The sequence below is a fragment of the Mesorhizobium sp. M0898 genome (genome assembly GCF_040319695.1).
Taxonomy (GTDB): Bacteria; Pseudomonadota; Alphaproteobacteria; order Rhizobiales; family Rhizobiaceae; genus Mesorhizobium.
The window spans coordinates 1-19,526 of record NZ_JAMYOE010000051.1 but is presented as its reverse complement, the minus strand read 5'-3'; the positions used below and the strand labels follow the sequence as shown (position 1 = coordinate 19,526).

The 19,526-nt window shown below is 58.9% G+C and carries 12 protein-coding genes and 6 pseudogenes; 6 read left to right on the top strand and 12 right to left on the bottom strand.

Annotation, left to right across the window (positions count from 1 at the left end):
* Positions 1-160: 160 nt before the first annotated feature.
* The 5 genes and pseudogenes from pyc to NKH90_RS30105 form a co-directional block, all read right to left on the bottom strand.
* Positions 161-3,624 (bottom strand): annotated as a pseudogene (gene pyc, locus NKH90_RS30125) (pyruvate carboxylase).
* A 22-nt stretch (positions 3,625-3,646) separates the two neighbouring features.
* On the bottom strand, positions 3,647-5,308 hold the full coding sequence (locus NKH90_RS30120) for an electron transfer flavoprotein-ubiquinone oxidoreductase (protein WP_352707252.1): 1,662 nt from the start codon (positions 5,306-5,308) through the stop codon (positions 3,647-3,649).
* Between the two features lie 9 nt (positions 5,309-5,317).
* The gene (locus NKH90_RS30115) at positions 5,318-5,893 is read right to left on the bottom strand and encodes a LysE family translocator (protein WP_352707255.1); all 576 of its coding nucleotides are present in this window, start codon (positions 5,891-5,893) and stop codon (positions 5,318-5,320) included.
* A gap of 67 nt (positions 5,894-5,960) precedes the next feature.
* Positions 5,961-6,842 (bottom strand): ribokinase, encoded by an 882-nt coding sequence (locus NKH90_RS30110; RefSeq protein WP_352707257.1) that lies wholly within the window; start codon positions 6,840-6,842, stop codon positions 5,961-5,963.
* A 94-nt stretch (positions 6,843-6,936) separates the two neighbouring features.
* Positions 6,937-7,869, bottom strand: a complete 933-nt coding sequence (locus NKH90_RS30105) for a dihydrodipicolinate synthase family protein (protein WP_352707275.1) — start codon at positions 7,867-7,869, stop codon at positions 6,937-6,939.
* An 83-nt stretch (positions 7,870-7,952) separates the two neighbouring features.
* Between NKH90_RS30105 and NKH90_RS30100 the strand changes: the two genes are divergently transcribed.
* Positions 7,953-9,926, top strand: coding sequence for an FG-GAP repeat domain-containing protein (locus NKH90_RS30100; protein ID WP_352707259.1), 1,974 nt, complete (start codon positions 7,953-7,955; stop codon positions 9,924-9,926).
* On the top strand, positions 9,920-10,726 hold the full coding sequence (locus tag NKH90_RS30095; RefSeq protein WP_352707261.1) for a shikimate dehydrogenase family protein: 807 nt from the start codon (positions 9,920-9,922) through the stop codon (positions 10,724-10,726). Before NKH90_RS30100 ends, NKH90_RS30095 begins: the two co-directional genes overlap by 7 nt.
* A 271-nt stretch (positions 10,727-10,997) precedes the next feature.
* Here the strand turns inward: NKH90_RS30095 and NKH90_RS30090 are convergent, their stop codons facing one another.
* Entirely contained in the window at positions 10,998-11,330 is a 333-nt protein-coding gene (locus NKH90_RS30090; protein WP_352822755.1) for an amidohydrolase family protein, read from the bottom strand.
* A 224-nt stretch (positions 11,331-11,554) separates the two neighbouring features.
* Here NKH90_RS30090 and NKH90_RS30085 point away from each other — a divergent pair, with 224 nt between their 5' ends.
* The 4 genes and pseudogenes from NKH90_RS30085 to NKH90_RS30070 form a co-directional block, all read left to right on the top strand.
* Positions 11,555-11,695, top strand: coding sequence for a hypothetical protein (locus NKH90_RS30085; RefSeq protein WP_352707264.1), 141 nt, complete (start codon positions 11,555-11,557; stop codon positions 11,693-11,695).
* Positions 11,696-12,088: 393 nt separating this feature from the next.
* Positions 12,089-12,555, top strand: a pseudogene (locus tag NKH90_RS30080) (helix-turn-helix domain-containing protein); the annotation flags it as partial.
* Positions 12,556-13,087: 532 nt separating this feature from the next.
* Positions 13,088-14,346: pseudogene (gene ltrA, locus NKH90_RS30075) on the top strand (group II intron reverse transcriptase/maturase).
* A gap of 86 nt (positions 14,347-14,432) precedes the next feature.
* Positions 14,433-14,915, top strand: a pseudogene (locus NKH90_RS30070) (IS630 family transposase); the annotation flags it as partial.
* A 172-nt stretch (positions 14,916-15,087) separates the two neighbouring features.
* Here NKH90_RS30070 and NKH90_RS30065 read toward each other — a convergent pair.
* The 6 genes and pseudogenes from NKH90_RS30065 to NKH90_RS30040 form a co-directional block, all read right to left on the bottom strand.
* Positions 15,088-15,918 (bottom strand): shikimate dehydrogenase family protein, encoded by an 831-nt coding sequence (locus NKH90_RS30065; RefSeq protein ID WP_352822751.1) that lies wholly within the window; start codon positions 15,916-15,918, stop codon positions 15,088-15,090.
* A 1-nt stretch (position 15,919) separates the two neighbouring features.
* The gene (locus NKH90_RS30060) at positions 15,920-16,744 is read right to left on the bottom strand and encodes a sugar phosphate isomerase/epimerase family protein (protein ID WP_352707269.1); all 825 of its coding nucleotides are present in this window, start codon (positions 16,742-16,744) and stop codon (positions 15,920-15,922) included.
* A gap of 71 nt (positions 16,745-16,815) precedes the next feature.
* Positions 16,816-17,700 (bottom strand): IclR family transcriptional regulator, encoded by an 885-nt coding sequence (locus NKH90_RS30055; RefSeq protein WP_352822747.1) that lies wholly within the window; start codon positions 17,698-17,700, stop codon positions 16,816-16,818.
* A 36-nt stretch (positions 17,701-17,736) separates the two neighbouring features.
* Positions 17,737-17,964, bottom strand: a pseudogene (locus tag NKH90_RS30050) (electron transfer flavoprotein subunit alpha/FixB family protein); the annotation flags it as partial.
* A 23-nt stretch (positions 17,965-17,987) separates the two neighbouring features.
* Positions 17,988-18,185 (bottom strand): annotated as a pseudogene (locus NKH90_RS30045) (transposase domain-containing protein); the annotation flags it as partial.
* Between the two features lie 31 nt (positions 18,186-18,216).
* On the bottom strand, positions 18,217-19,526 hold a 1,310-nt coding region (locus tag NKH90_RS30040; protein WP_352822744.1), incomplete at its 5' end, for a helix-turn-helix domain-containing protein.

Genomic DNA, 19,526 nt, shown 5'->3' with positions numbered 1-19,526 from the left:
CACTATAACGCTGTGCGGTACGACACGCTTCTTGCTAAGCTTGGCAATACCGCATCGCTGGCGGCTCCCGCGAAGCCGTCGCCATTACATGCCGTTTTTCGTTATGTCGCTTCCGCCACGCAAGCCGATGCTCAGCGCGAGACTAACGAACTGTTTGCAGCTATTTTTGCCCGTACGCGATGAGTAGATCCTTGGCGTCGATCTGATCTCCGGCTCTGACGAGTACTTCGGCGATCGTACCGTCGTTTTCTGCGTGGATCGCCGTTTCCATCTTCATGGCCTCGATGGATATAAGCACGTCGCCGGCACTGATGGCCTGGCCGGGCGAGACGAAGACACGGCTGATGACACCGGGCATCGGCGCGCCGACATGAACGGCATTGCCCGGTTCGGCCTTGCGGCGGACGGCGGCACCTGTAGCCCCATGGGCCCGGTCCGGCACCTTGATGCGGCGCGGCTGACCGTTGAGCTCGAAGAAGATGGTCACCATGCCCTGGCTGTCCGTCGCGCTCATCGCCTGGTTGACGATGACGAGCGTCTTGCCCTTCTCTATATCGGCAAACAGCTCCTCGCCGTCAGCCAGACCGTAGAAATAGCCGGGCGTCGGCAGCACCGAGACCGGACCATAGGTATCTGACGCAAAGGCGAAGTCGGTAAAGACCTTCGGATACATCAGATAGGAAGCGAATTCGAAGTCGCTGATCTCGCGCTCGAGTTTCGTCTCGATGACTTTACGCTCCGCATCGAGATCGGCCTCCTTGAGCAGCGAGCCGGGACGCACGATATAGGGCTTGTCGCCCTTCAGCGCCTTCTTCTGCAGCGCTTCGGGCCATCCGCTGGGCGGTTGGCCGAGATCGCCCTTCAGCATCGAAACGACGGATTCCGGGAAGGAGACTTCCTTGTCCGGGCTGACGACGTCGGCAACGGTCAGGTCCTGGCTCACCATTATCAGTGCCATGTCGCCGACGACCTTGGAAGACGGCGTCACCTTGACGATATCGCCGAACATCTGGTTGGCGTCGGCATAGGCCTGCGCCACCTTGTGCCAGCGGCTCTCGAGACCGAGCGAGCGAGCCTGTTCCTTGAGGTTGGTGAACTGGCCGCCCGGCATTGCAGATAGACTTCGGATGCCGGACCCTTCAGATCGCTTTCGAAGGCTGCGTACTGATGGCGCACCGCTTCCCAGTAGAAGGAGATGCGGCGGATCCATTCCGGATCGAGACCCGGATCACGCTCGGAACCGCGCAGCGCCTCGACGATCGAGCCGAGGCAGGGCTGCGAGGTATTGCCGGAAAGCGCATCCATGGCCGCATCGACGGCATCGACGCCGGCATCGACAGCGGCAAGGACAGTCGCCGCCGCAATACCCGATGTATCATGCGTGTGGAAGTGGATCGGCAGGCTGGTCGCCTCACGCAGCGCCTTGAACAGTACCTTCGCAGCCGCAGGCTTGAGCAGGCCCGCCATATCTTTGAGCGCGATGATATGCGCGCCGGCCTTCTCGAGCTCGACCGCAAGGTCGGCATAATATTTCAGATCGTATTTCGGACGGCCCGAGTTCAGGATATCGCCGGTATAGCAGATCGCCGCCTCGCAGAGCTTGTTCTCATCGGCAATGGCATCCATCGAGACGCGCATGTTCTCGACCCAGTTCAGGCAATCGAACACGCGGAAGAGATCGATACCGCCCCTGGCCGCCTGGCGGACGAAATATTTGACGACATTGTCGGGATAATTGGTGTAGCCGACGCCGTTAGCGCCGCGCAGGAGCATCTGCAGCAGAAGGTTCGGTGCACCCTCGCGGATCAGTGCCAGGCGCTCCCACGGGTCCTCGGTCAGAAAGCGCATGGAGACGTCGAAGGTCGCTCCGCCCCAGCATTCGAGCGACAAAAGGCCTGGCAGCGCATGCGCATAGGTGCCGGCAATGCGGGCGATGTCATAGGTGCGCATGCGGGTGGCGAGCAGCGACTGGTGGCCATCGCGCATCGTCGTATCGGTCAAAAGCACGCGCTTCTCGTTGCGAATCCAATCGCCGAACTTCATCGGGCCGAGCGTGTCGAGCAGCTGCTTGGTGCCATCGGGAATCCCGCCGCTATTGGTATAGGGCACGACGGGTTTCGCCGCCTTGCCAGTCGGGCGACTGCGACCCTTCGTTTCAGGATGGCCGTTAACGGTGACGTCGGCGAGATAGGTCAACAGCTTTGTCGCGCGGTCTTTCCTTTTAACCTGCCGGAAGAGTTCCGGCGTCGTGTCGATGAAGCGTGTCGTGTAGCTGTAGTCTTTGAACTTCGGATGCGTGATGATCGCTTCGAGGAAGGTCAGATTGGTGGCGACGCCACGGATGCGGAATTCGCGCAGTGCCCGGTCCATACGGCTCATCGCTTCATCGGGGGTTGGAGCCCATGCGGTGACCTTTTCAAGCAAAGGGTCGTAGAACCGGGTCACGATGCCACCCGCGTAAGCCGTTCCCCCGTCCAGTCTGAGACCAAACCCGGACGCCTGTCGGTAGGCGGTGATACGGCCGTAATCCGGAATGAAGTTGTGCTCCGGATCCTCTGTGGTGATGCGGCACTGCAGCGCGTGACCGTTGAGCTTGATGTCTTCCTGCTTCAGAACGCCCGATTCCGGCGTGCCGATGGCAAAGCCGTCGAGGATATGGATCTGCGCCTTGACGATATCGATGCCGGTGACGACTTCGGTGACGGTATGCTCGACCTGAATGCGTGGATTGACTTCGATGAAGTAGAATTTGCCGGTATCGGCGTCCATCAGATATTCGACGGTGCCGGCACCGATATAATTCGTGGCCTTGGCGATCTTCAGCGAATAGGCGGCAAGCTCCTGGCGCTGCGCTTCGGAGAGATAGGGCGCCGGCGCGCGCTCGACGACCTTCTGGTTACGGCGCTGGATGGAGCAGTCGCGCTCGAAGAGATGCACGACATTGCCATGGGTATCGCCGAGAATCTGGCTTTCGACGTGGCGGGCGCGCTCCACGAGCTTTTCGAGATAGACTTCATCCTTGCCGAATGCAGCCATCGCCTCGCGCTTGGCTTCCGTCACTTCGCGGGCGAGATCCTTGGGATCACGGATGGCGCGCATGCCGCGCCCGCCGCCGCCCCAGGACGCCTTCAGCATGACGGGATAGCCGATTTCCTCTGCCATCTTGGCAACGACCTTCATATCGTCAGGAAGCGGCTCGGTTGCCGGAACGACAGGAACGCCGACCGAGATCGCCAGATTACGGGCCGCCACCTTGTTGCCGAGCTGGCGCATCGTATCCGGCTTCGGGCCGATGAAGATGATACCGGCGGCATTACAGGCATCGACGAACTCAGGGCTCTCGGACAGCAGGCCGTAACCCGGATGGATGGCATCGGCGCCCGACAATTTGGCGACGCGGATCACCTCGTCGATGGACAGATAGCTCTCGATCGGCCCGAGATCACGGGCAAGATGCGGCCCGCGGCCGACCTGATAACTCTCGTCGGCCTTGAAGCGGTGCAGCGCGAGTTTGTCTTCCTCTGACCATATCGCGACCGTTTTTATTCCAAGCTCGTTGGCCGCGCGAAACACGCGGATGGCAATTTCAGAACGGTTGGCGACTAGTATCTTCGTAATAGACACGTTTACGCTCGCGAGGAAGTTGTTACATATTTGGATAGACCGGCCCCTCGCCGCCCTGCGGCGGCACCCAGTTGATGTTCTGGTTGGGGTCCTTGATGTCGCAGGTCTTGCAGTGCACGCAGTTCTGGGCGTTGATGACAAAGACGTCCTTGCCATCCTTTTCCACCCATTCATAGACGCCTGCCGGACAGTAGCGCGTCGACGGACCGGCATAGATGTCGTGTTCCGAACTCCTCTGCAGCGCCATGTCCTTGACCTGCAGATGCACCGGCTGGTCTTCCTCGTGATTGGTGTTCGACAGGAACACCGAGGACAGCCGGTCGAAGGTCAAGACGCCATCGGGCTTCGGATAGGCGATCGGCTTGTTCTGTGAAGCAGGCTCCAGGCTCTGGGCATCGGTCTTGCCATGTTTCAGCGTGCCGAAGAAGGAAAAGCCGAACAGCGTGTTGGCCCACATGTCGAAGCAGCCGAGCGCCACGCCAAGCGCCGTGCCGAACTTCGACCACAGCGGCTTGACGTTGCGCACCCGCTTGAGATCACGGCCGATGTCGCCCTTGCGCCATTCATTCTCGATCTCGGTGACCTCGTCATGGCTGCGGCCGGCTTCGATCGCCGCGGCAATCTTCTCGGCCGCCAGCATGCCCGACAGCACCGCATTGTGGCTGCCCTTGATGCGCGGCACGTTCACGAGACCGGCCGAACAGCCGATCAGCGCCCCGCCGGGGAAGGAAAGCTTCGGCACCGACTGGTAGCCGCCCTCGGTGATGGCACGCGCCCCATAGGACAGCCGCTTGCCGCCCTCGAAGGTGGTGCGGATCCCCGGATGGATCTTGAAGCGCTGGAATTCCTCGAAGGGATAGAGATAGGGGTTCTTGTAATTGAGGTGGACGACGAAGCCGACTGCCACCAGATTGTCTTCCAGGTGATAGAGGAAGGAGCCGCCGCCGGTCTTCATGCCGAGCGGCCAGCCGAAGGAGTGCTGCACCAGGCCCGGACTGTGGTTCTCCGGCTTGACCTGCCAGAGCTCCTTTATGCCGATGCCGAATTTTTGCGGTTCACGGTCTTTCTGCAGATCGAACTTGGCAATCAGCTGCTTGGCGAGCGAGCCACGCACACCCTCGCCGATCAGCACATATTTGCCGAGCAGTTCCATGCCGCGGGTATAGTTCGGCCCGGGCTCGCCGTTCTTCTCAATGCCCATGTCGCCGGTGGCTACCCCGATGACGGCACCTTCATCATTGTAGAGCACTTCGGTTGCGGCAAAACCCGGATAGATCTCGACGCCGAGTTCTTCGGCCTTGGTCGCCAGCCAGCGACAGACGAGGCCAAGCGAGACGATGTAGTTGCCGTGGTTGTTCATCAGGGGCGGCATCAGCACATTCGGCAGGCGGATGGAACCGGCCGGACCGAGCAGCAGGAAGTGATCGGCGGTGACTTTGGTCTTGAACGGATGATCGGCCTCGTCGTGCCAGCCGGGCAAAAGCCGGTCGATGCCGATCGGGTCGACCACGGCGCCCGAGAGGATATGCGCCCCGACTTCCGCGCCCTTCTCCAGCACGACGACGGAGAGTTCCGGATTGATCTGCTTCAGCCGGATCGCCGCCGCAAGGCCGGCAGGACCGGCGCCCACGATCACCACGTCAAATTCCATGCTTTCGCGCTCGGGAGCTATTGTGCTTTCCATGTCCGGCCTCTAGCCACGAACGATGCCGGCGATGAGTGTCGCAGAGATGATGGCTAGCCATACCGACGATACCCGCTGGATCAGGAGCAGACGCGGCTCGCTCTTATGACGGTTTCCCAAAAGGGTTCCAAATCCGCCCCAGCTAAGCGCTACCGTGACCGCGAGGAGGCCGAAAATACCGAGCTTTGGCAGAAAATGTTGATCAGTTGGTGAAGGCAGGAGAACGATCGCAACGATCAGGGCCTTCGGGTTAAGCATGGTGGCCAGGTAAACACGCCGGATCGTGACCTCGTCGTCACGTGCAATTCCATCTTCTGTCCCCCACAGATTGATGGCAAGGTACAGGATCCAACTTGCTGAAGCACCCTTCACAAGCACTGCGATGGCCGGCCAACGCGCGACGATCTCCGTCCCAAGCAATGTCAAGGGCATTATCGTCGTAAGATAGCCTCCGATCTCGGCTGGCAGCAGTTGAAGGGTGCGTCGCAAGCCCTTCTGTGCGCCGGCCAAGCCCATAAGGGTATTTGTTGGTCCCGGTGTTGCTAGCAGCGCCAGAACAGCGAAGACGTAAGTGATATAGGTCATGGGCGGATCTCGGTACACCATGCGGAAAGGACGCTATGGGTTCCAGAAACGGCGCGCTGGAGCGAAATCATCCGGTGATCCAATTGTCGGTTTCGGTGGCGAACGGAATGCTTGACTGACTTCCGAAGCGTGAACATGCAATTGCCGCTGCCTTTGAAGCCCGTCGCATGGAAGCCTCGAGGGAAAGGCCGTGATCCAGAGCCGATGCAAGGACGCCGACAAAGCAATCTCCGGCCGCAGTAGTATCCTTCACGTCGACTGCCATCGCAGAAACCTTGATCTCCTGACCGTTCGTGACCGCTTCCGCGCCGTCGCCCCCGAGGGTCCTGAGCACCCCGGTATTCAACCGCTTCGATAATGATTGAGCGGAAGGCTCACATCCAAGCTGGACTGCCAGCGCTTCGGCCTCGTCTTCGTTGACCACGATGAGATCGCAAAGGGATAGAGTTTCAGGATCAAGCGGAAATGCTGGAGCGAGGTTCAAGATTGATTTGGCGTTCGTTTCCTTCGTACGCCGAACGAGTTTCTCAATCTCAGAGACGTCATTTTCCATCTGCATTAGGACAATTGACGCATCACGAAGAAGGGCCTCTTCGATTGCATCCGAGGAAGCGACAAGATTAGCGCCAGGCGCGACCGCGATCATGTTGCGACCCTTGGCATCGATCAAGATCGAGGCACAACCGGTCGGCTCCGGCACGCGGGCAACTCGGCCAAAATCTACCGCACCCTCCAGGTTTTGCAGGGCAACAGCGGCCATGGCATCCTCACCTACGGCGCCCACTATCACCACGCTGGCGCCATCACGGGAGGCCGCTACGGCCTGATTTCCGCCCTTGCCACCGGCCTCCGTCCGAAAGCCTTTGGCCAAAAGCGTCTGGCCGGCTTGCGGCATCTCGTTCACCGAGAAGATGAGATCGACATTGATAGAACCGAAGGTGACAATCACGGGTCTCGCCTTGTGGTGATTGAGGGAGGGCGTAACAAAAGTTGGCGACGCGTTTACCCCAACTAAGTGGAGCGTCACCAAACAGCACTTGTTCTTAGCCGCGCGTAGCGATCGCCTGCCTGAAGCGTTCGGTTCCTTCATGGATATGGTCGAGCAGTGTCATCACGGCCCAGTGGCGCTCGGTAATATCGTAATCCGTCACGCGCGAATGCGCGCTGGAGAAAGTCCCAAGTCGTGTGTGATAGGTTTTGGCAAGACCGGGATAGCCCATCGGCTCCGCCATCGCAGACAATGCCAGAAAGATTTCCAAATCGCGACGCAGGTCGCTTTCTTCGGCTGCATGGCGATAGAGCCAGGCATAGAGATCGGCATGAAAATTGGTGAAGACGCCGGAGAAGCCTTTCGAGCCGGCACGCATCGCAGCTGTGGCAATGGCTGCATTGGCGTTGACAACCGCGAAATCCGAGCCTTCGGCAAGAGCCACCCGACGCTTTACAGTCTCAAGATCGCAAGAAACATCCTTCAAGGTGATGAAGCGTTCGGTGTCCCGGCAGAGTTTGAACTCGTCGTCGCTGAGGAGCCGCCGGTAGGGCGCCGGACATTCATAAAGTCCGAGCTGCAAATCGCCTGGCAACCAGCTCAAGACATCATTGATGCTGGAACGAAAAGCCTCTGACCCGGCATTGGCGGTATCCAGCCGATTTGTAACGAGCACGAGGGCATCGATACCAGTGGCGGCCATGGCCTTCAATTCGGCTCTCTGATCGTCCGCGCTTTCACTGATATGGCCGGAAGCGATAACCGGGACTCTTCCGCGGGCAAGCGAAACCACTTTTTTCGACAAGGTTACGCGTTCTTCCAGAGACAGCTTCTGCATTTCGCTCGACTGGCACACCGCAAAGAGCGCGTCCGCACCCATTTGCACGTACCATTCTACAAGGCGCTCCAAGCCTTCCCAATCAATCTGATTGGCCGGCGTAAACGGGGTGAGCATCACGGGGACGATACCATGGGCACTTTTGGGCATCTTCATACTTTCCACTAGATTTGCAAGACGATTTCGTTTTAGAAATGAATTCCAATTTATTCGGAAACAGGGAGTAATGCAAGGTGAGTGTAAAAAGATGGGAGGATGATGCGACAGTTTGGCATGGCCCGGACTACAGATCGGAAACACTGAAATATCATCCGGACGTAAAATCGGCGGCTGTTGCCGGTCGCATCATTACGTGTGTCGAGATTGTCGATTGGAGCGGCAGGGGAACCCGAGACCTTCTTCTGTCTGCCTGGGACCCCTGCTATGACGGACGCGTGTTCCTGCGCCGCCAAATCGGAACGAACGAAGACGGCACCCCGATCCTGGGTGAGGAAGAACTTGTCGAAGGCGTCAGAGGCTATGTAACGGCCGTTCGCGACGGTGATGTCTTTCACCTGGTCTCAGCATCGCGCATGCGCAAGCAGATCTACGTTTTTCCCAATGTGGGGAAGAAGGGCACCCCCGAGTTTGGTGATCCGGTACGACTCGATCTCGACGCGGACTGGGTCAAGGGCAATGAGTACTTCCATATGGCCCGCTTCCACGACATCGATGGAGACGGCGTTCCTGAATTGATCGTCGGCAGCGACTATTGGGACGACTATTGGCCGAACGGCCTGGAATGGAACGATGAAGGCTACCGCGCTCATGACGACGCGAATCGTTGGCTCGGCGGACCGCTGCGCGGTTTCCTCTATGCCTTCAAAAATAAGGGTACCCTGGCCGAGCCGGTCCTGGAACGCGGTCGGCCTTTGATCGCCGGTGAAACGCCGCTCGAAGTTTACGGTCAGTTCGCGCCGGCGTTTGGCCGCTTTGGCAAAGAGCGCCATAGCCTGATCGCCGGCGAATTCTGGAATATCCTGCACATCGCTCGCCAACGCGAGGACGGACAGTTCGAGCCGACGACCCTGCTTCGCACGCCGGACAATAACGTCCTGGAGTTGGACCAGTGCATCCATCTCCCTTGCGTCGTCGACTGGGATGACGATGGTCGCGAAGACATTCTCGTTGGCGCCGAAGACGGCTACGTGACCTATCTGAAGAACTGCGGTGAAGGTGAGGACGGCCTTCCGCGTTTCGAAAAGCGCGGACGCGTTGAAACCACGAAGCCGCTGATCCACGCGGGCGTGCTGCCATGCCCCGCGGCATATGATTTCAGTGGGGATGGTCATTTCGATCTCGTCGTGGGCAATAGCACCGGCGAACTTTTGTTTTACCAGAGCCGCGAGGTGAACGGAGCGATTTACCTGGAAAAGGAGATTATGCTGACGGCCGGAGGACAACCGATCCGGATTGCAGCAGGCCCAACTGGCTCTATCCAGGGGCCGTCGGAAAAGATGTTCGGTTACTCCTGCCCAACGATTGCCGACTGGACCGGCAGCGGACACATGGACCTTCTCGTCAGTGACGTGACAGGCCATCATCGGCTTTTCCGGAATCTTGGTGACAAGGGCCTTCCGCCAAGCTTCGCAGCGGAAGAATTTCTTACCTACAACGGCAAGCCGCTCAAGACCGTGTGGCGCGTGCGCCCGGCCGTCGTGGACTGGCTGGAAGATGGGCAGCGCCATTACATCGCTCTCGATAAGGAGGGTGTTCTGAGCGACTTCAAACAAGCCTCGGACATCGAACTTGTCGATAAGCGCCATCTTCTCTGGGAAAACGGTGATCCGATGCGCTTTACCGTCGACGTGGGCGGCGGTCGCGGCCGGGTAAAGCTTTGCTTCTGCGACTGGGAAGGTACAGGGCGCACCGACCTGATTTTCGGCACGCACGCCCGCGCATGCGTTCCCCCGGACCCCACGACAGGCGCGCCGCGCAATACGACGAAGCAGGCGGGGCTCTTCCTATCCCGCAATGTCGGCACAGCCAAAGAACCACGGTTTGCATTGCCGGTCCCCTTCCGCTTCCGCAATGAAGTAATTGCCATGGCCATGCATGTGGCATCTCCGGAAGCTGTCGACTGGGCCGGCCGAGGGGCGCTCGATCTCGTGGTCGGCGTTGAAGACGGCAGCCTGGTTTGGCTGAAGCGCGAGGACCTGTCGTGGTAGGGTTCGAGATCAAAGGAACGACTAGGCTGCTGGGGCTGATCGGTGATCCAATCGCTCAGGCGAAGTCGCCTTCAGCTATCAATCCCATCTTTGCAGCCCGCGGCGCCGATATCGCATGCGTGCCCTTGCACGTGCCGGCAGCGGATCTTCGCAAGGTATGGACAGGGCTAAAGGTGATGCCGAACCTCGTTGGGTTCGGCATCACCCTGCCCCATAAGCAGACTGCCATCGACCTCTGCGACAGCCTCGATCCCGTGGCGGCTCGAGTCGGCGCCGTCAACCTCGTTCGCCGGGAACTGGATGGCAGCTTTCGCGGCTACCAGTTCGACGGCCGCGGATTTGTTCGCGGCCTCCAGGCCGAGCGAATTATGATCAAGAATCGCGATGTGCTGATGATAGGCGCGGGTGGCGCAGCTGTCGCTATCGCATTTGCTTTGATCGAGGCCGGCGCCGGACGGATCACCGTATCCAATCGAACGCTTAAGAAGGCAGAAGAATTGGCAAATGTGGTGAATGCCGACTTCGGGCATGCAGTTGCAAAAGCAGGCGACGCGCGGCCCGAAGCCGGACAACTGATAGTCAACGCCACCTCGCTTGGGTTGAAGGAGACCGATGCTCTACCCCTCAACTCCGAACTGCTACACCCCGGCATGACCGTTGGTGAGGTTATCGCTCAGCCTGAGATCACGCCGTTGTTGTCGCAGGCGCAAGCACGTGGCGTTGAAATCCACTCCGGCATGCACATGATCACGGGCCAGGTCGGGCTTATCGCCGAACATATCTGCGAGATTTGGGGCTGACAGCGGGATTGCACGGAAAACGCTATCCAAATAGCTCATGAGCATTCTGACGCATGAGACGATCCACAAGCTCGGGGACGTATTCGGCTCCAAGCCAACCGCGGCCCACTAATCCCGAGATCGCTTCAGTGAGACCGGCCCGCGCTATGGCTACGTGCCCCACCACATTCTCAACTGCTATGTAGTCCCCACCAAAGGTCAGAATTTTATTGGCTGGAACCGCCATCAAGAATTCGGTTAGGAACCGTACACACGCAACAGGGTTGATAATCTACGCCCAGCAGAGATCGGCGTAAGCATTGTGATATTGCTTGCAGAGGGCAATGTACTCATCCTGATATGGATATCCCACGTGCATGAGTACAAACCTCACTCCCGGATAATCTTCTAGCAGCCGGCAAACGTCTACCGCGTTGTCCCTTATTCTGGAGAGCGGCATATTGTTTTTAGCCGCATAGTAGCCAGTGTGAATCTTGACGGGCAACCCATAATCTTGAGCTTTTCTCAGGCAATAGTGGAACAGGTAGTCTTCTAAAGCCTGTGCGCCATCTGGGCCAATATACGGTTTTGCGGCGATTAGCGTTGTGAATTGCTTTCTCAGCAACGTGCCGCTCCACGTGGGCAAAACGAAGGCCCCTGTAGTAAGCTCCCTGATATTTTACAGCGACTGCCTGCTCTCCGAAGCGTTCAAAGTACGTATCGATCGCCTCAAGCCAATCATCAAAGGAATTGATCTTTAGGGCCCAGCTCCCCTTCTACTCTACGAATATCTGTGGGGCCTCATCTGGCGAGTTCCATGATGCTGAGGTCTTGCTTCAGGAGTGCGGGTTGGGCAGTTTCCATAAAGATGCGTTCGACGGAATGCACATGGCATTCCGATATGCGGCAGATGTCTTTGAGGACGCGATTGTAGAAGCCAGGCTTCTTGATCAGATGGTATTTATCCGCCAATTCTTCTACGGCGTCTGACGAAAAGACTCGATGCCGTACAGCTTTCGGAAGGTAATGTTCAACGCTTGAGCGTAGCCGGTATGACGGATGCGGTTCCAATAGGGTGATACTACATTGAGTTTATCAATGGCCGACAAATCCGGATCATAGAACCGCTGTTCCTCCTTTACGCTCATTCCGGCGCAATGAAGATCCTCTAAGACGTAGTCCCTGAACAATAGAGGCCAGTCGTCGCACCGAAACATTGAATCTGTCACCCCGGAGAATCGCCGCGACTCCTCTACGAGATGCTCGTGCGTATCAATGAGCGGGGTCTCTTCGACTAGAGCACGTCCTGTGATCGATGAATCGATTGTGATGTGACGGCTGCGTTTTGTGCTGATTCAACATCCACTTCGATGGAGGTTGACGATGGGAAGAGCATTTAGCCTGGATCTTCGGTCGCGGGTCTTGAAGGCTTCGGACGAGGGCATGTCGGCGCGGCAAGCGGCGGCGCAGTTCGGCGTGGGAGTGTCCAGCGCGATCCGCTGGATTGCGCGGGCGAAGATCGGCGAACTGGCGCCACGCCCGCAGGGCCGCCGCCGCGCCTCCAGCCTCGATGCGCATGAAGCCTTCATCGTCGGGCTGATCGAGGAGCGCAAGGACATCACGCTGAACGAGATGGTGGAGCGGCTCGTCGCCGAGCAGTCGGTGCGGATCAGCCGCAGCGCCTTGAGCGCCTGGCTTCGCGGCCACGGCTGGACATTCAAAAAAAGTCCGCGCACGCACTGGAGCAGGGTCGCCTCGACATCCTGAAGCGGCGCCGGGACTGGTTCGACGGCCAGCTCGACCTCGATCCGGCGAAGCTCGTGTTCACCGATGAGAGTGTGCTGCAGAGTAGCGGAAGGAGTTCAACATGAACTAAGACCGAAGCGTAAAGCTGCGTGAATGATGGGGGACGGCCCTCCGGGATCGGCTTTCAGGAGCAGGTCTCAAACCAGTCCAAGCTGCTGCGGTAAAGAGCCGTGGTGGTGAGCGTTGGATGAAAAGTTCGGACGAGATCCGAGCAGGTGGGTGTCCGAAAGACGAACGAAAGTGAACCCTTCGAAGACGCGTCGTTATGAACGTAAGTGTCGCCGAAACCAGGACCGTCTCGTCATCCTGGGACAAGCCCGCCGGGTGCCTGATGACAGGGCGGGCGGCGACCGGCGTTGAGGGGGCGTGAGTCGGACACAGGCATTCGCGCGGAACTGCAGGAACCAGGCTCCTGATGCAAAGGCAGAAGCTCAAGCGGGCCAAACCGCAAGGCGAGAGGACCGATGCAGGAGACTGGGGCGGACCGGCCCGTATGAGCGTTGAAGGCGCTGTAATGGGGCCGGAGCAAAGGGGCCGGATCAGGTGGTCGTATTGTTTGGAACAACTGGAAACAGGATGACTTCGGAAGATACGACAGACAAGCCGTTTCGAATTGCGAAACGACAAGTGTACGAAGCTTACAAAGCGGTCAAAGCCAACCAGGGCGCAGCCGGGGTGGACGGGCAGACCCTGGAGATGTTCGAGAAGGACCTTGCAGGAAACCTCTACAAGGTCTGGAATCGGATGTCCTCAGGGACGTACTTCCCACCGCCGGTTCGCGCTGTCTCCATTCCGAAGAAGACTGGAGGCGAAAGGGTTTTGGGTGTGCCCACGGTCAGCGATCGGATCGCGCAGATGGTGGTCAAGCAGATGATTGAGCCGGATTTGGATACCCTCGTTCTTCCAGACTCCTACGGCTACAGGCCGGGAAAATCGGCTCTGGATGCCGTTGGCGTGACGCGTCAGCGGTGCTGGAAGCATGACTGGGTTCTGGAATTCGACGTCAAAGGGCTGTTTGACAATCTTCCGCACGATCTCTTGCTGAAGGCGGTCAGGAAGCACGTCACATGCAAGTGGGCTCTGTTGTACATCGAAAGATGGCTGGCAGCGCCGATGGAAAAGAACGGAGAAGTCGTCGAGCGCACACGCGGTACCCCGCAAGGGGGCGTTGTCAGCCCGATCTTGTCGAATCTCTTCATGCACTATGCATTTGATCTGTGGATGACCCGGACGCATCCTGACCTTCCGTGGTGTCGATATGCGGACGATGGTCTTGTGCATTGCCGGAACGAGCAGCAGGCAGAAGCCCTCAAGACGGAGCTTGGTGCTCGACTGGCAGCATGCGCGCTTCAAATGCATCCGACAAAGACCAAGATCGTCTATTGCAAAGACCAAAGGCGCAGGGGGGAATACCCGAATGTCGTGTTCGACTTCCTCGGGTATCAGTTCCGGCCGCGACGCGTGGCGAACACAAAGCGAGATGAGTTCTTCTGTGGTTACACGCCTGCGGCCAGCCCAACGGCAATGAAGTCGATGCGGGCCACGATCAAAAGCTTGAACATCCCGCGGCAGACGCCGGGGACGCTGGCTGAAATCGCCCAACAGCTCAATCCACTCCTTCGCGGATGGATAGCCTATTATGGCCGCTACAGCCGTTCGGCCCGTCCACTCTGGTTGATCACGTCAACCGGAAGCTCAGGGCGTGGATCATGCGTAAGTTCAAGCGCTTTCAGTCCCATAAGACGCGTGCCAGCCTCTTCGTGAGAAAGCTGGCGCGGGAAAATCCAGGACTGTTTGTGCACTGGAAGGCGTTCGGAACGAACACGTTTGCCTGATGGGAGCGGTGTGAATCGAGAGGTTCACGCACCGTTCTGCGAGAGGCCGGCAGGTGAAATCCCTCCGGCCTACTCACCCCGGCCTCTCCACAAAGATGGCCCGCATGCGTGGAAGAGCGCCGCGCGGCGAGCGCTGCCGGGCCGGCGTGCCGCATGGCCACTGGAAGACCACGACCTTCACCGAAGCGCTACGGCTGACGGGCATGACTGCGCCCTTCGCCTACGACGGCGCCATGAACGGCAACGTGTTCCTGGCCTATGTCGAGCAGGTGCTGGTCCCGACATTGTCGGAGGGCGACGTAGTTGTCATGGACAACCTGCCCGCCCATAAGGCCGCCGGCGTGCGCGACACGATTGAGGCCGCAGGCGCGAGCCTGCTCTATTTGCCGCCTTACAGTCCAGACTTCAATCCGATTGAGAACGCCTTCGCCAAACTTAAGGCGCTGCTGCGAGCAAAGGCCGAGAGAACCATCAAGGCCTTGTGGGACGCGGTCGGCGCGGCCGTCGACCTCTTCACCCCAGCCGAATGTGCCAACTACTTCAAAGCCGCAGGATATGAACCGGATTAAACAGGACGTGCTCTAGATCCCTAATCCAACTTCTGGACTTTGTTGCCATTGGTTATGTCCCCTTCTGAGCCTTGCAGTCGGTCAAGTCCCATCATCAGAGGTCACGTCGGACGTGTTCCGTGCCACATCTGGGGCAATGCCGCTCGTTGAACTCGACGCCCGGTTACCCCCATTAGACAATAGGCGTACCCGCCCGGAGACCGGTAGCGAAGCCCGCTATCAGCCTGATTTGGGCGGCCAGCATGTCATTGCCATCTGATACCGCTGCTCCGGCGGCGCGGGCGGTGCGTAACAACGGGGTTTCCCCAGTCAGGCTGGCGATGTCCGCAACAAGCATCCCAGGTTGAATGGACGCCTCTGGCATTGGAAATCGCTCAGTTCCCTTGATGCCGATCGGCGAGGCGTTGATGACTACATCGTAGGCCCACCCCCTCGAGGTGTCAGCTGCCCTTGCGCATTCTCGTCCTCGTACGGCGTTGAACATTTCACGTGTAAAAGCAAGCGAAGAATGAACGGGATCAATGATGTCGAGCTGGCCGACACCTTCCTCTGCAAGGGCAAAAGCGATCGCACGGCCGGCGCCCCCTGCCCCGACCAGGAGGACGCGGGCATCGCGCAAGCGGCTTTTCGCTGCGCCCAGGCCGTCAACAAAGCCCTGTCCATCAAAGAGTGCTCCATGCATGCGGCCGTCAGCACCGCGCTGAACCGAGTTGACTGCGCCAACCGCTTTTGCTGTGGGAGTTAGTGTCGTACAACGCGCGCATGCGGCCACTTTGTGCGGAACTGTTACGCCAATCCCAGCCAGGTTGGACATCGAAGAAAATGCATCCCAGGCACCATCGAAATGTTCTGCGGTCACATGAAACGGCACTGCGAAGAGATTTGCGCCGGCTGCCGCAAAAATCGGATTGATCAGACGCGGCGTCTGTACCTGCGCGATGGGATCGCCAAGGACAGCATAGACGCGTGACAGACCGTCGAGATTGCGTATCTGTTCCTTCATGTCAATTGCTCACGAAAATCTGCTGACAACGGCTCAGTGCGATATCCAGAACTTCAGCCGGATCGCGCGCCCACCAATCCGTCGAAAATATTTCCACCTCCACCGGGCCTTCGAAACCGGCACGGTGCATCATGCGATCGATGAATGCGAGATCTATGATCCCGTCACCCATCATGCCTCTGTCGGTGAGAAGATGTCTGGTGGGAACCATCCAGTCGTTGACATGAAACCCGAGCAGTCGTCCGGCCCTTCCGGCCCGCAGAATCTCTGCCTCCAGTTGCTCATCCCACCAGACGTGATAGACATCGACGACGACGCCGATGCCCTGACCGAGTGCCTCGCAAAGATCATTTGCGTGGGAAAGACTTGCAAGGACAGTGCGATCGCCGACAAGCATTGGATGGAGAGGCTCGATCGCAAGCTTGATTCCGACGCGTCGGGCCAGTTCCAGCAACCGAGCGATCTTCTCTTCGGCACGCTTCCGAGCCGAACCAAGATCGCTATCTCCTGCTGTCAGGCCTCCGGTGAACAGGAAGACATGATCGGCTCCGAACCTTGCTGCCCGTTCGAGCTCCAGTTGCGCCTGATCCAGATATTCGGGCGTGAAAGGGCCGATGCGGTTGTAACCTGATACGCTGATGCCATGATCCTCTAGCGCGGCTAGCGCCGCTGCCTCGCCAACCTTGTCGATTTCGTTCCCCCAAATGGAGACGACGTTGATGCCGCGTTCTGCGCACAGTTGCAGAAAGTTGATCATATCGGCACGTTCACGTACCGTAGCGTGATTGAGCGCAACCGATCTCGAATGGCTGCTATTTACCGTCATGCCGAAGCTCTCCTCCGTTATCTCGTTATTTTCCGGTTAGCACGACATGGCGATTTGCCATGGGCCGGAGATCATGACGTCGTACGCAGTCTCGGCCGACTGCCATCGCGTTGACGGCTGCGAAGTGGCCAAAGCTCGCTGATGTCAGCGGCCGCCCGGTGGAGTGCGTTCGCCAGTTCTTCCCACCGATCTGGTGTTATCCGCACTAGTGGTCCGGCGACCGAAATGGTGCCCGCAACCCGGGCATTGCTTTCGGCGCTTGCACGAAATGGAGCAGCGATTGCCGCGGTACCGGCTTCGGCCTCTTCCAACGAGGTTGCAAATCCTTGGGCCCGCGTCTCCGCAAGCCGAACTCGCAATTCGTCGACGTTGCGCGCGCTGTTCGGCCCTAGCTTCCGGCTGCCGCCAAACCCTCGCGAGTAAGCGATCGAGAGCGCTTCTTCTTCTGGTAAGGTCGCAAGCCACGCCTTCCCATTGGCGGTGGCGTGAAGAATTATCTCCTGCCCCATGTCGGGATCATACTTCAGGCCGTTTACCGCACCTTGTGCTCGCGCAACCCACACAAGATCCTCACCTTCGAGTATGGCTAGTCGACAATACTCCCGCGTTTCTGACGCTAATCGTTGAAGCACGGATTGAACAACGTCCGGAACGTTTCGTGCATCGAGATTGCGGAACGCCAACGTGCTCATTCGCAAGGACAACGCATATTTCTGGCTCGCGGCGTCTTGCACCACCCAGCCATGAGCTGCCAAGGTAGCGAGCAGGCGATGCACAGCACTTGCGGGCATATCAAGTCGACCGGCCAATTCCGACAGCTCCACCAACTCTGTTTCCCCTGCCAAAATCTCCAACAGGGACAGGCATCTCGATACCGCCGCAACCGTCATCAGCATCCCACTTTCGATGATAATTCCAAAACGGAATTGATTTCCAATACCATCGAGAGCGAGCAAAATCTATAGCTTTGGCAGCCACAGACGAGCCGAGGTCTAGGATTCCCCCAATTGCTCTTGGAGTTGAGGCAGAATCTCGAATAGATCACCTACCAGACCGTAGTCCGCCACTTCGAAGATCGGCGCGTCGGGATCCTGGTTGATAGCAACGATCACCTTCGAGTCTTTCATCCCGGCAAGATGCTGGATCGCGCCGGAAATCCCGACCGCAATATATAGGTCTGGCGCGACAACTTTGCCGGTCTGGCCGACCTGCCAGTCATTTGTAAGCGGGTAGCTGATGCCGTTTAGCGCTGGTAGTTCCAAGGCATGAGCGCCTCGATATCGCTGTTTGGCCAGCCATTGGCGATGCGCTCGAGGGTCCGGGTGAGCCAGGCGTGCGGATCGACCTGGTTCATCTTGGCGGTGGTCAGCAGCGTGGCGATGGTGGCCCATGTCCGTCCGCCGCCGTCGCTGCCAGCGAAGAGGCTGTTCTTTCGCGTAATTGTGAAGACTGATTCATTATGCACCTCCTTTTCAAATGGCGGAAAACAGCGATTCCTGGTTGTCGTCGTGGGTGCGACGCGGAGTATTGCGCGCCAAATCGGCCTTGATCCGTTCGTCTTCGAGGTCGCTGGCGCGGATCTGGTAGGGCGCGCCGCGCATGACCTGCTCGGCCGGCAAGAGGCCATCCCTGATGAACCGGCGGATTTTGACGTGCGACACGCCGAGCTTCGCGGCCGCATCCGACATGGTGAGCCACTCGCCATTCTTGTCGGAAGAGCGATAGCCGCTGATCTTATGCACCGTGCGCAGCGATTGGACGCGACGCGCGGTCCAGGTCTTTCCCTGACCGGTCTGCATGCCCATGCGGTTGAGTGTGGCAGCGATTTCGGCATCCGACCACCGGGTTGCCATGGATCGCATGATCGCCAGAGCCTCCTCAGGCGTACGCTGGCCATGCTCTCCGGATTTGGGCTTGCGAACCCGTACCTGCGAGTGCTGGCCTCCGTGCCAGTGGATGGTCAAGATCACGTCGCGCGCATCGTCATCGACATCGGCCACGATGTCCTTGATGAGCGCGCGCAGCAGTTGCTGACGACAGCGCATGTCGACACTCGGCGCGTTCCAGGTGGCCTCGAGATTCTGGGCGAGGCCCGTGAAGTCCGGAACCGCGTCGACAGGCTCCACACGCTGGACTTCGCTCAGCCGGGCCTCGCAGGTCTCCACGCGCCTGAGCGTGGCTTCCCAACTCCTCTCGAGCTGGGCCGCAATAAGCCGGTTCTCCGGGTCGCAAGCGGCATAGCGGCGCTCGGCGAGCGATGCCTCATAGCGCGCCTGCTGCAGGTCCATCTCGATCATCTGCCGCCGCTTGGCTTCGCTCTCCAGCTGCATCCGTTCAGCCTCCAACGCCGCTTCGATCGCCATCGGCGCAACCGCCTCCAGCGTTTCGCGGGTCACCGCCGCGTCGGTGCGAAAGCCGTTGAACGACATGCATCGCGCCTGGGCCATCATGAGGTTGCCGCGCTCGCAGCGATATACCGGATAACCTTGGCCGCGTCCGGCATACATGACAACCAGTCTTCGCCCGCATCGACCACAGGAGATGAGACCGGGGAGCAGTGCGCGACCGCCGCGGCCCGACTTGACGCCGCCGGCTTTGCCATAAGCGTTGGCCGCGAGCAGTTCCTGGTTCCGTTCGTACTCGCTCCATCCGATATAGCCTTCGTGATGGTCCTTGAGCACCACCGCCCACTCGCTAGCCGGCTTGTAATGGCCATAGCTCTTGCGAACGCGGCCATCGACGATCTCAGTGCGCTTCTCGCTCTTACCATAGACATAGGCGC